10 protein-coding genes and 2 pseudogenes are annotated in these 12,314 nt (G+C 55.8%); 10 read left to right on the top strand and 2 right to left on the bottom strand.

All coding sequences use genetic code 11. The features are described 5' to 3' along the window. The first annotated feature begins 233 nt into the window (after positions 1-233). The 4 genes from MasN3_RS18635 (at position 234) to MasN3_RS18620 (ending at position 3,748) form a co-directional block, all read left to right on the top strand. Positions 234-1,211: an IS481 family transposase gene (locus tag MasN3_RS18635; RefSeq protein WP_281909193.1), complete on the top strand. Its 978-nt coding sequence runs from the start codon at positions 234-236 to the stop codon at positions 1,209-1,211. An 87-nt stretch (positions 1,212-1,298) separates the two neighbouring features. Beyond that, positions 1,299-1,559: a hypothetical protein gene (locus MasN3_RS18630; protein WP_281909191.1), complete on the top strand. Its 261-nt coding sequence runs from the start codon at positions 1,299-1,301 to the stop codon at positions 1,557-1,559. Positions 1,560-2,450: 891 nt separating this feature from the next. After that, positions 2,451-3,173: a hypothetical protein gene (locus MasN3_RS18625; RefSeq protein WP_281909189.1), complete on the top strand. Its 723-nt coding sequence runs from the start codon at positions 2,451-2,453 to the stop codon at positions 3,171-3,173. A 173-nt stretch (positions 3,174-3,346) separates the two neighbouring features. Continuing rightward, positions 3,347-3,748, top strand: coding sequence for a CAP domain-containing protein (locus MasN3_RS18620; RefSeq protein WP_281909187.1), 402 nt, complete (start codon positions 3,347-3,349; stop codon positions 3,746-3,748). On the opposite strand, the gene MasN3_RS18615 is transcribed toward MasN3_RS18620, so the two are convergent. Continuing rightward, entirely contained in the window at positions 3,711-4,688 is a 978-nt protein-coding gene (locus tag MasN3_RS18615) for an IS481 family transposase (RefSeq protein ID WP_281909185.1), read from the bottom strand. The two genes, MasN3_RS18620 and MasN3_RS18615, sit on opposite strands and share 38 nt — an antisense overlap. 143 nt (positions 4,689-4,831) lie before the next feature. Here MasN3_RS18615 and MasN3_RS18610 point away from each other — a divergent pair, with 143 nt between their 5' ends. From MasN3_RS18610 to MasN3_RS18585, 6 genes and pseudogenes are all read left to right on the top strand, one after another. Continuing rightward, positions 4,832-5,434 (top strand): hypothetical protein, encoded by a 603-nt coding sequence (locus MasN3_RS18610; RefSeq protein WP_281909183.1) that lies wholly within the window; start codon positions 4,832-4,834, stop codon positions 5,432-5,434. Between the two features lie 56 nt (positions 5,435-5,490). After that, a pseudogene (locus MasN3_RS18605) lies at positions 5,491-5,691 on the top strand (transposase); the annotation flags it as partial. A gap of 71 nt (positions 5,692-5,762) precedes the next feature. Then, positions 5,763-7,021 (top strand): IS3 family transposase gene (locus tag MasN3_RS18600; protein WP_281909182.1). Its coding sequence is split into 2 segments (ribosomal slippage): positions 5,763-6,093 and positions 6,093-7,021, totalling 1,260 coding nucleotides; the frame shifts between segments, so codons are not numbered across the junction. Between the two features lie 7 nt (positions 7,022-7,028). Beyond that, positions 7,029-8,035, top strand: a pseudogene (locus MasN3_RS18595) (IS3 family transposase); the annotation flags it as partial. A 139-nt stretch (positions 8,036-8,174) separates the two neighbouring features. Further along, a complete protein-coding gene (locus MasN3_RS18590) occupies positions 8,175-8,726 on the top strand; it encodes a hypothetical protein (protein WP_281909181.1) in 552 nt (183 codons plus the stop codon). Positions 8,727-8,969: 243 nt separating this feature from the next. Next, positions 8,970-10,150 (top strand): IS3 family transposase gene (locus MasN3_RS18585; protein ID WP_281909179.1). Its coding sequence is split into 2 segments (ribosomal slippage): positions 8,970-9,237 and positions 9,237-10,150, totalling 1,182 coding nucleotides; the frame shifts between segments, so codons are not numbered across the junction. Between the two features lie 30 nt (positions 10,151-10,180). Here MasN3_RS18585 and MasN3_RS18580 read toward each other — a convergent pair. Next, positions 10,181-11,911 carry an AAA family ATPase gene (locus tag MasN3_RS18580; protein WP_281909178.1) on the bottom strand — a complete coding sequence of 577 codons (1,731 nt, stop codon included), beginning with the start codon at positions 11,909-11,911 and terminating at the stop codon, positions 10,181-10,183. Positions 11,912-12,314 lie beyond the last annotated feature (403 nt).

The raw sequence follows: 12,314 nt of genomic DNA, 5'->3' as shown, positions 1-12,314 counted from the left end.
ACACCTTTTCCTCCAATAGAGCCTGTTAAGCCACATCCGATAAAATCTGTTCATCGACTGGATTTTTTCTAATGTCTCATTCGTTGACCTTCAGCTTTACATAGGTGTTTAGTTTCGTGCGATCATGTTCCTCGCCGTAGCTGGCCTTTGTTCCGTGCAAAGGCTATTCTTCAAGAATTGATTGCTGGGTTCAGCAGTCCCGGCCTTCAATCGCACTAGGAGCAGTTGGCAGCATGAGTTCACGCATTCACCCGCAAGCCCGCACCACACCGAAAATCCGCCAGGAGATCAAGGATTCTGGTTTGTCTGATCGCCAAGCGGCAAAGGTCTTTGGCATCACGCGCGCGACCGCCGCGAAGTGGCTCAAGCGGGACGACGTGCAGGACCGCTCGCACCGTGCCCACACACTGCATACGACCTTGAGCGCAGCCCAGGAAGCCATCGTTCTGGCGCTGCGCCAGTCGCTCTATCTCCCCCTTGACGACCTGCTTTTCGTCACGCGGCAGCACATCAATCCAGACGTCTCCCGGTCCGGCATCGCACGCCTGCTCAAGCGCGAAGGCATGTCGCGCCTCGAAGACGTGATCCCGAAGGCCGAGGGCGAAACCATCACGCCCAAGAAGACCTTCAAGGACTACGAGCCAGGCTTCATCCACATCGACATCAAGTACCTGCCGCAGATGCCGGACGAGACTGCGCGCCGCTACCTGTTCGTCGCCATCGACCGCGCCACGCGCTGGGTCTTCATGCACATTTACGGCGACATGACCGACAAGAGCAGCGTCGATTTCCTGCGCCGCCTGAAGCTGGCCTCGCCCATCAAGATCAGCAAGATCCTGACCGACAACGGCTCGCAATTTACCGACCGTTTTGCTACCAAGGACAAGAAGCCGAGCGGCCAGCACGCTTTCGACGTCGCTTGCGCCGCACTGCCTGCCGAGCACCGCCTGGCGCCGCCGCGGCACCCGCAAACAAACGGGATGGTCGAGCGCTTCAACGGCCGCATCAACGAATTGCTGCAGCAGACCCGCTTCGACAGCAGAGCCGATTTGCAGGCCACATTGATGAACTATTTGAAGCTGTACAACCACCACATTCCGCAGCGCGCACTCGACGCCAAGACACCCATCCTGGCGCTCAAGGAATGGCAGCAGAAACGACCAGAATTATTTGTTAAACGCGTTTACGATCAAACGGGACTCGACACATAGGCACTTCGCTTGGATAGAGCGCTAATTTGGAAGGGTGCTTCCTACACTTGGTCGGACCTTTACAAACAAATAAACAGAAACTTAATCATGCAAGAATTTTTGTATGTGGCATTTCTGGCTATCGGCTTCCTAGCGCTGCTTGGTGCAATGGATTTTATCAAAGATAGTTGGAATGTATTTAAGAAGCACTTCGAAAACATAGAGAGCGTAATAGCCGAGAGTAAAGGTTCTACTCATTTTGCCCCCGCAGGTCGGGGGCTTTTTTTCGCAAACTGCACTCATGTTGAACTCCGTCATGCAGTCATAAAGTTCTATCATTTTTTGTTTGGACGAATCGAGCTGTTTTAGGTATTAACACGCGGCTAATGTTAGGCGGATTACGCAAACTTGCGTCGGTGTCTTTGCGCAATCCACTGCCGATGAGCCTAATTTCATTGGCAGTCCATAGGAAATATCAGTGATATCTGCTAGGACATTGATGCAACGCACTTGCAATCCTTTTTTTCCTATAAACAGTGGCAATAAGCGCCACGTAGTGAAGGCTGCGACTTTCGTCTGTCCTCCACCATGTTCAGCTTAAGGGCGTGACGCGGGACCTTGCTATGCGTCACTACTGCGCTTCGCCGCCTTGAGAACAAAGCGCACTTTTGCCAGAACCAGCCTTAGAATTTGAAGTTGCACACTTGGTTACGGTCGCGGGGCTACTTTTCAGTGAGGTGCGCGATATACATGGCATGGACTGTTAAAAGCTCACCGATGAGCCAAATCCTGAGCGTTTGTATAGCGGACCCGACACCGTGTAGCCATGCTAAAACACTCGCGGCAACCGCGAATCTAACGGCCCGCGCGATAGTTTGCGGTCGAGCCAGCCTGCGTGTCTGTGACTTCAGGCCGCCAAGGAGTCTTCCGCCGCGAGTAGCGAAAATCACAATAATTGGATGAACACGCAAAAAACTGGGGTTCGTACGCAAAAATCAGAGCTTCACCGCATCGAGCATGCCTCAGCAATGCATCTTTCCTATAGTTCTCACCAAGGCAACAACGGAGGTACAAGAATAGGGCAAAGATGTTCGAAGTACCTGCAGGCCTGATGGTGCGCACTAACGCTACCGTCAACTGACAGTAGCCGGCCGTTGTTAAGGCTTATCGCGCAGGCTAAGCCCTACAAGTTGCTTCGAGACTTCCGTCCCGCGATTGCGTCCGGCGCACTGGCCTCCTCTGAAGCTCATGGAGACTAACTTGGACGAATCCTTCAACGAGGCTTTTGATACCACTAACACCGAGACCATGAAAAAGACCGTTTTCGTTCTACTTCCTCTCGTCGGAGCGCTCTGCTCTTGCGCGAGCACAAACAGCTATTTGGCGAACCGCAACACAACAGTCGAGATGTATCACATCTTCGACATCAAAACTACCGCGAGCGCTGCAGCTGTTGCGAGGGCCGCGACTGACGGGCTCAGTCAAAACACAAATGAAATCAGTTCGAACATGCCGCTCCAGATGGGAGTCAAGGTTCCTGTAGAGCCAGGCCGTTTTACGATTACTGACATGAGCTCGAAATTTAACGGAACCGGAATGGGTGCAATGATGCAACTTGCCTCTATGCAAAATGGCGGCGTCTCTTTGAAAGGAGCCACCTGTGAAGGCGCCTCCTGGACGGCGCGCGCGCAGCGCACCATTTCCGGCTCAAGCAATCTCAATCTGTATGCGTGCCTCTACAAATATCAAGCCGGCTACCATTTGAACACCTATGCCGTGTTCCAAAAAGTTGAGGGAGGGCTGTATCAGGTATCACGTGATTTTGCTCACAAGATTGTTGGTACGCCTGAAGAGTGGGTCAACAAAACCATCCTTGATATGACTCGCCAGATTGAAGTCGACGCGCATGCGACAGTCAAGCACATCGAGGGGCAGCCTGCGCTGGGCAAAACGCCGACGTTCTTGCTCAACGGAAAAAGCTGAACGCCACCTAGTGCCACAGACGCTAAGTAGGACGCCTTCGGGCCGCGTTGGCCAGCGGTAGGTAGCACGCTTTGAGGCATCGCCCCAACTCATAACATCTTGCGAGCACTCGTATCAAACCGTTGCATCGGCCCGAAGAAGTGACACGACTCTACAATAAAATCGAAAGAACAATGACAAACGATATGAAGTATCGCGCTATAGGTCTCGCAGCGTCGTTTGCGGTAGTGCTGAGCGCTTGTGGTGGCGGTGGTGGTGAGAGAGGCTCGCCATCACCGCCGGTTTCAACCAATCCGACGCCACCGGTGGTGACGTCTCCGCCTGCGACTCCTGAGCAGGACTTGCAGACGTCGGTGCCAATACCAACATACGCGGCCAATTCGGAAGAGCTGGCGTTCTTCAATGCCTACAACGAGTTCCGTTCGCAAGCTGGTCTCGGCAAGCTCGCGCAAAACACAAAGCTCGACCTGGCGGCGAAGAACCACCTGAACTATCAGGCCCAGAACCTGGACCTCGACCTGTTCGCAACCGACCCAGCTACCTGTCGAGTCCCGTTTGATCGTAAACGCGTTTAACAAATAATTCTGGTCGTTTCTGCTGCCATTCCTTGAGCGCCAGGATGGGTGTCTTGGCGTCGAGTGCGCGCTGCGGAATGTGGTGGTTGTACAGCTTCAAATAGTTCATCAATGTGGCCTGCAAATCGGCTCTGCTGTCGAAGCGGGTCTGCTGCAGCAATTCGTTGATGCGGCCGTTGAAGCGCTCGACCATCCCGTTTGTTTGCGGGTGCCGCGGCGGCGCCAGGCGGTGCTCGGCAGGCAGTGCGGCGCAAGCGACGTCGAAAGCGTGCTGGCCGCTCGGCTTCTTGTCCTTGGTAGCAAAACGGTCGGTAAATTGCGAGCCGTTGTCGGTCAGGATCTTGCTGATCTTGATGGGCGAGGCCAGCTTCAGGCGGCGCAGGAAATCGACGCTGCTCTTGTCGGTCATGTCGCCGTAAATGTGCATGAAGACCCAGCGCGTGGCGCGGTCGATGGCGACGAACAGGTAGCGGCGCGCAGTCTCGTCCGGCATCTGCGGCAGGTACTTGATGTCGATGTGGATGAAGCCTGGCTCGTAGTCCTTGAAGGTCTTCTTGGGCGTGATGGTTTCGCCCTCGGCCTTCGGGATCACGTCTTCGAGGCGCGACATGCCTTCGCGCTTGAGCAGGCGTGCGATGCCGGACCGGGAGACGTCTGGATTGATGTGCTGCCGCGTGACGAAAAGCAGGTCGTCAAGGGGGAGATAGAGCGACTGGCGCAGCGCCAGAACGATGGCTTCCTGGGCTGCGCTCAAGGTCGTATGCAGTGTGTGGGCACGGTGCGAGCGGTCCTGCACGTCGTCCCGCTTGAGCCACTTCGCGGCGGTCGCGCGCGTGATGCCAAAGACCTTTGCCGCTTGGCGATCAGACAAACCAGAATCCTTGATCTCCTGGCGGATTTTCGGTGTGGTGCGGGCTTGCGGGTGAATGCGTGAACTCATGCTGCCAACTGCTCCTAGTGCGATTGAAGGCCGGGACTGCTGAACCCAGCAATCAATTCTTGAAGAATAGCCTTTGCACGGAACAAAGGCCAGCTACGGCGAGGAACATGATCGCACGAAACTAAACAGCTACCGGCCGCGCGGTGTTCCACATCGAGTCGCCAAGCCGCCCAGGTTTCACCGGCATCCAGGAACTCGACCGTGCAAAGTTCGTGCAGTACGCCGGCCCGTACGTCGGCGAAACTGGTTCGTTCGGTCTCGGCAAAGGCGCGTCTAAAGCGTTCGGCGATTTGCTCGCGACGGTGTATCACCGTGCTGCGTTCATGTATCAGTCGCCACGTGATATCGGTATCGTAGTTGGTACCGACAAGGACCAGACGGTCATCGTCGAATTCGGGTACGAAACGAAGAAGCAATTCAATGCCTCGAACTACTTCGGCAGCTATCCAGCCGACAAGCAAACTGGCGTTCGCCTGGTTGCAGCGACGGAATTGCCTAACCCGTTCTCGGACATCACCTTGCAGGAATACGCGACCAAGACCAGCTACCCAGTTAACGTCGTGTCGGCAGAGGGCACCACTCTGGCAGTGACCAGCTTTACGATGACCGAGTCCGGTCAGACCACAGCACTGGACGTTCGCCTCATCACCAAGGACAACGACCCTAACAAGTACGTTAGGGCCAACACAGCCTTCCTGGTAGGCAAGGCACCATTCAAACCGAATACTATCTACAGCGTGAAGTGAGGTAGCCTGAGATTTTCGGACACTCCTGTTTGGTAAACTGACCAAAGGGAGTCATCATGAGCAAATCAGAAAAACGCACATACACGAAGGAGTTCCGCGCCGAGGCGGTCAAGCTGGTGTTGGAGCAAGGAATGTCGCTGGAAGAAGCTGGCGCAAGCCTGGCTCTGCCGAAGGGCACGCTGGCGAACTGGGTGGCCGCAGCCAGACGAGGCGACGGCGCGGCAGCAGTCCCAGGCGGCAGAAGCGTGGCCGAGCTGGTGAAATAGCCCCTTGATTCGCCAGACACAGTCAATGCTGTATCCTTACGGATAGGAATAAGACTGTGAGTATGACTAGAAACAACCAAACCATCGAAGTCGTGACGGTGTCCGAAGAGCGGCGCCGACGCTGGTCAGTGCAGGAAAAGGCAGCGCTGGTCAAGGAAACGTACGAGCCGGGCATGAGCGTATCGCTGGTGGCCCGAAAGCACGGCATCAGTGCCAGCCAGCTGTTCAACTGGCGCAAGCTCGAGCGCGAAGGCGCTCTGGTCGCTGTGCAATCAGGTGAATCGGTTGTGCCGGCAAGCGAGCTGGCAGCGGCACGCGCCCAAATCGCGCAACTGCAGCGCATGCTGGGCAAGAAAACGATGGAAGCGGAGATCCTGCGCGAAGCGGTCGAGCTGGCTCGCGAAAAAAAGTGGATTGCGCGCTCACCCTTATTGGACAAGGACGGGCAGTAAAGCCTGTTTGCGTTGTCCTTGGTGTAGCGCGCTCGCACGTGATTGATCTCCTTGCTCGACCTGTAGATTGGATCGACAAGCGCACTGTGGCCAGGCTCGATCCGGTCGCTGACGCGATGATTGCCGACGCTGTACGCGCCGAGATCACGGCACTGCCGACCTATGGTTATCGCCGCGCAGGCGCCCTGGTGAACCGTACACGCAGCCTGATGGGCCTGCGCCCGGTGAACCACAAGCGCATGTACCGCGTGATGAAGCAGCAAGGTTTGTTGCTGCCGAAATCGCCTAGGCGTAGTGATAGCGGCCGCACTCACGATGGCAAAGTGATGGTCGAAGAATCGAACCAGCGCTGGTGCTCGGATGGCTTCGAGATCGCCTGCGACAACGGCGAGGTGGTGACTGGCGTTTTCATGAAGGACTGCTGCGACCGCGAGATTATCGCCTGGCGTGCCTGGATTGGACGTGGACTGCCCGGTGAGCCGGTGCGCGACATGATGATTGAGGCCGTGGAAGCGCGTTTCGGCAGCACCGACGAGCGGGCGATTACAGTGGAATTCTTGAGCGACAATGGCGGCGCTTTCCGAGCCATCGAGACGCACGCTTTGGCCCATCAACTGGGCATCAAGCCGGTGCATACGCCGGTGAACAGCCCGCAGTCGAACGGCATGGCGGAGAGCTTCGTGAACACGTTTAAACGCGATTACGTCGGCGGCATGGACCGCAGCAGCGGCGCTGTCGTGCTGGACCAGTTGCCCGACGCGTTCCGGCATTTCAACGAGGTGCATCCACATTCGGCGCTGGGATACAAATCGCCGCGCATGTTTAGGAAAGAGCGACGCTGTCAGGCTCTGGAAACTGACGCTAACTAAGCATCAGGCTGTGTCCGGGAATGGCGGGGCAAGATCACTGGAGGCGGAAGTGACGCGGCTGCGCAAGGAGTTAGCTAACGCCAATGTCGAGGTGGAAATATTAAAAAAAGCCACCGCGTACTTTGCACGGGAGTCGCTGCCCGGTACGCGCAAGTAAAGGTGATGCGACCCGACTATCCCGTTGAGCGGCTGTGCCGCGCGTTCGACGTATCGCGTAGCGGCTTTTACGCCTCGCTGCGTGCGCCGTCTGCTCGGCGAGCCCAGGAGGATGCAGCGCTGAAGGTGGCGATCCAGGCGGTGCACCGGCAGAGCCGCGAGACCTACGGCACGCGCCGTGTCCAGCCCGAACTGCGCGAGCAAGGCTTCATTGCCGGCCGTGACCGGATTGCACGCTTGCGGCGCGAACTGGGCCTGCGCTGCCGGCAGCGGCGCAAGTTCCGCGCCACGACGAACTCGAAACACAGCCTGCCGGTTGCCGACAACCTGCTCGAGCAGCGCTTCGAACCGAGCGCACCGAACCAGGTGTGGGTCACCGACATCACGTATGTGCCGACCGGCGAGGGCTGGCTGTACCTGGCCGGCGTGAAGGACGTGTTCACCTGCGAGATCGTGGGCTACGCCATGGGTGAGAGGATGACGCAGGAGTTGACGATCCGGGCTCTGTGGAAGGCCGTGCAGCACAAGCGCCCGGCGCATGGGCTGATTCATCACTCGGACCGGGGCACCCAGTATTGCGCGCATGCGTACCGTCGCCTGCTCGACCAGTTCGGCATGCAGGCATCCATGTCGCGCAAGGGAAACTGCTATGACAACGCGCCGATGGAGAGCTTCTGGGGCAGCTTGAAGAATGAGCTGGTTCATCATCAACGTTATGCCACCCGGGCCGATGCCGAGGCGTCGATTAGAGAATACGTCGAGATCTTCTACAACCGCCAGCGGCGTCACTCGCGCCTTGGCCACATCGCCCCTGCCAGATTTGCTGAGAGTTTTAGCAAAATGGCACGGGCTGCTTGAAACAAGGGTGTCCGCTATTGACAGTACACCTCAAAGTTCTCAGGCACCGTCAACGGTGTCGTGGTGAACAAATCGTGGAGCTTTACGACTGGAGCGTAGGTTCACGCCACAATTGCAATAACAGACAAAAGAACAAGCTATGAATGTGTTCACGAAAACAAGTAAATTCGCTGCGGTTTGCGCTGTAGTGGCCGGTCTATCAGCGTGCACCACTACAGACCATAAATCTGTAGAAGACTGGCAAGGGAAGGTGTGGCGCGCAGTGGTTGTCAAGCAGTTCGTTAACACCACGTCGAGTCGAATCAATAAAGAGTGGGCCGTCGCGACCAAGTTTGACTACAGCCGAGACATGGCCCCCCGCATGGCGCGTGTTCATCTGATGTCCGGCTTCAATTCAACCATTGCGAACGTGATTGTTCCCGACAATATCGAGTTCTCTAAGCTCCAGCGCGGAACGTTGGTAGATGTTGTAACGGAAACCGGTCCAAACATGGACTTCTCGATGCAACGGTTCACCCGGATTTTGGGCGTCGTATGCGATTCCAAAGACGACGCGTGCCTGGACCGAGAGAAAGCAGCGAAGCGTGTTGGTGTAGTCATCGACGAGCATCCAGCATCGGACATCTCAGCCAAGCATGGCGCGACCTACAATCGCCGGCTCACCGCTGATGAAATCAAAAAATACGACTAATCCCGAACATCGATTGCGACGTTCACTCGCTGTGTGAACAAAAGGATACTGATGAAAACGTTTCTTCGAACGGCAAAACTCATTGCTGTCAGTTCGATGGTTGCAGGACTGTCAGCGTGCAGCACCACCAATCACAAATCTGTCGAATCCTGGCAGGGTAAGGTTTGGCGCGCGGTCGTTGTCTGAGGTACGCTGATTTTTTCGGACACTCTTGTTTGGTAAAGTTCACCAACAGGAGCCTTTATGAAGACATTGAAGAAGACGTACACCCCGGAACTCAAGGAAGAAGCCGTGAAGCTGGTGCTGGCGCAGGGTTTGTCCATTGAGCAGGCAGCAGCACGAGTAAGTATCCCAAAAGGGACGCTGGCCAATTGGGTAGCAGCCGCCAAACGCGGGCCGGCCGCAACAGCAGCCCCTGGAAGCCGCTCTGTGGCCGAGCTGGAAGCGGAGAACGCGAAGCTGCGCAAGCAGCTAGCCCAGGCAGAGATGGAGCGGGACATCGTAAAAAAAGCGGCGGCGTACTTTGCGCAGGAGTCGCTGCCAAGTACGCGTGGATAAAGACAATGCGACTCGATTTCCCTGGCTATCCTGTGAAGCTGATGTGCCAGGTATTGGACGTCTCGCGCAGCGGCTACTACAACTCGCTGCAGGCCAAGCCATCGACACGCGAGCAGGAAGACGCTCGGTTGAAAATCCTGATTACGGCAGTGCATCGGCAAACCCGAGAGACCTACGGGGTGCCTCGGATAAAGCACGAGCTTGCTGCACAGGGCCATGAAGTTGGTCGCGACCGTGTGCGCCGACTTCGCCAGGAGCTCAATCTGCGCTGCAAACAACGGCGCAAATTCATCGCAACGACAAACTCGAATCACAACCTTCCCATCGCTGAGAAATTGCTGGAACAGCGGTTCGCGCCGAACAGGCCTGACGAAGTGTGGGTGACCGACATCACCTATATCTCCACTGCCGAAGGCTGGCTGTATCTTGCCGGCGTAAAGGACGTTTTTACCTGCGAGATCGTCGGCTACGCGATGGGCGAGCGCATGACGCAGGAGCTGACGACGCAGGCCTTGTGGCGCGCCGTGAGCCACAAGCGGCCGGCGCCAGGGCTGATCCATCATTCGGACCGTGGAAGCCAATACTGCGCCCATGCCTATCAGGAGCTGGTGGCGCAGTTCGGCATGCGCGCGTCGATGTCGCGCCGCGGGAACTGCTATGACAACGCGCCGATGGAGAGCTTCTGGGGCACGCTGAAGAATGAGCTTGTTCATCATCGCCGCTATGCCACCCGTGCTGAGGCAAAGGCCTCGATTCAGGAATACATCGAAATTTTCTACAACCGACAGCGGCGCCATTCCCGCATCGGCTTTGTTCCGCCAGCGTTGTTCGCCGAATCCTTCAGCGAACAGCCGCAGGCGGCTTAAGACGAGCGTGTCCGTTATTGACAGTACACCTCAGTCTTCGAACCAAGCCTGAGCGTTCGTTACCGGCTCATGTGGTGTGACATATGAATGGCCGATTCGAAACTGAGGTCCCAAAGCGCGGTCGGAAACAATCTCTTCGTTCAAGGCGTCCATTCGCGTTTGAATGTTTTCAATGGTCGCTGCATCCATACCTTTATCACAGCACCACTTGCGCCAAGTACTATTCAGGCTTGGGGATAGATTCACAAATGCAAAGCGACGACGTAGAGCCAAATCTACCAACGCAAGGGAACGGTCAGCGACGTTCATAGTGCCAATCACGTACAGGTTCTCTGGAACATAAACCTTTTCTCCACGTGATTTCGAATAGGCCAGTTCCATCGCATCTGCACGTGAACGCTTACTACTCTCTAGCAATGTCAACATCTCTCCTAGCACTTGAGCTGGGTTTCCTCGGTTTATTTCCTCAATGATAAGCACATGTTCGATATCAGGCTGTGCAATAGCAGCCTGTACTACCTGTAAAAACAGCCCATCCGTTAGCGTCAGGCGTCCGTCCCCACCAGGGCGATATCCACGCACAAAGTCTTCGTACGACAATGCTGGGTGGAACTGCACCATGCGCAACTGCTCATCAGTTACGTTTCTTTGCCCAATTAATGCTTTGGCCAAGCGTTGGGCTAGCCACGTTTTACCAGTGCCCGGCGGGCCCTGTAAGATTAGATTCTTTTTCTCTGTCCAACGCTTGAGCATGTTGTGTAGCTCGGCTTCGGGCACAAAACACCCTTCGGCTACGATGTCTGTTACGCCATAAATGACCACGGGTGGTACTTGCTCGATTTCATCCAGTGTTTCTGTATCTTCGTCGGAAGAGTCCCCGCCCAGCGCGGTGTCGTCAGCCGCCATAAATCGGTCGCGCCAGTAAGGTTGAGCCATAAAGAATGCATAATCCTGCTGAGCGCCGTCAAAGGTGAACGCTACCAAACGACGTGCCAGAATCTCGTCTTCCACTCGTGCACGGGTGATGGTAGTGCGGTAAGTATAAAAGTACCACTCGCGGGGCTCAGCCAGTGCGTCCCAGACTACATCCACACTGCGACCGTCACCATGATTACGGGTAACCGTGCCAATAGCCTTAATTTTCATGGCACTAACCCTCTTTCCCTTATTGTCAAAAGGGGTGCCATGCTTACGTGCAAAGGTAGCCTTGATGGCGATGCGGTCGCCTGGTTTCATTGCGCGGACTTGCTCGGCGAACTTATCTTCATAACCGTTCTGCCAAACGCCATCCTGCAAAAAGCGAGGCGTTTGGTCCCCCTCACCATTGCCCCACATCGCACCTACAAACCAGTATTGCGTGCTGTCCGGCTGCACATGGTCCTTTGGAGCCTCTACTGCATCTTCATGACCCTTGAGCTGCGTAGCTACGCTGTTAAACATAGCCACCGCCTGCGCGTCGGTAATTTCAGCGGATTGCTTGCCATGTTCCGTCAACGCCCACACGCCGTGCTTGGGTGAGTACATCCAGCCTGCCTTAGTCATATAAAAACGTGCCCAGGCCGCGCGGTTCTCAAAAGTGGGGCGTCCATTTAGGTTGACCTGAGCCAAATCTTCCGACGAAAGGCTTTCGTGCTCGGCAATGTGTGCATAAACTTGTTTCGGAGTAGCTTGCCCACCCAGTTGTTGCATAGCCCGGTGCACTGGGGCGAAGTAACTTACAAACTGCGGAACGCCATCAATCTTGGCGTGAAATACGGACATGGTGGAGTGCTCCCCTTGATTGCACGGCTGTTTATGTAATTACGGAATAGCGATAAGTGTAAATTTCGACCAAAATTGTCGTAAACGTCTGCAACCCCAGTTCTACATGCATTGGTCGCGCGTGCGCGCAATTTTGAAGGGATTCTGGGATTATTTGGTCAGGCGTCGCCGTACGAAGATTGTTGGCATAGATATGACTGCCAACGGCTGAGTTGTCTTCTATTGAGAGCAGCGCAAAAGAATCGTCGGCAAACAGCGGGCTCTTAGTGCCTGGGGCCGGAGTCGATACGTGCTTGTAGGAGGACCACGTTCATATCAGAACCTCGGTCAACTCAGCTAGGAGACGCCCAAGTGTCCAGTTCTCATAGTCCCTAATTGCCTGCGGGTTCCTTCGGCGCACTAC

The organism is Massilia varians (genome assembly GCF_027923905.1).
GTDB lineage: Bacteria > Pseudomonadota > Gammaproteobacteria > Burkholderiales > Burkholderiaceae_D > Telluria > Telluria varians_B.
Note: the sequence above shows the minus strand (reverse complement) of the source record. Positions and strands in the feature narration are given on the sequence as shown.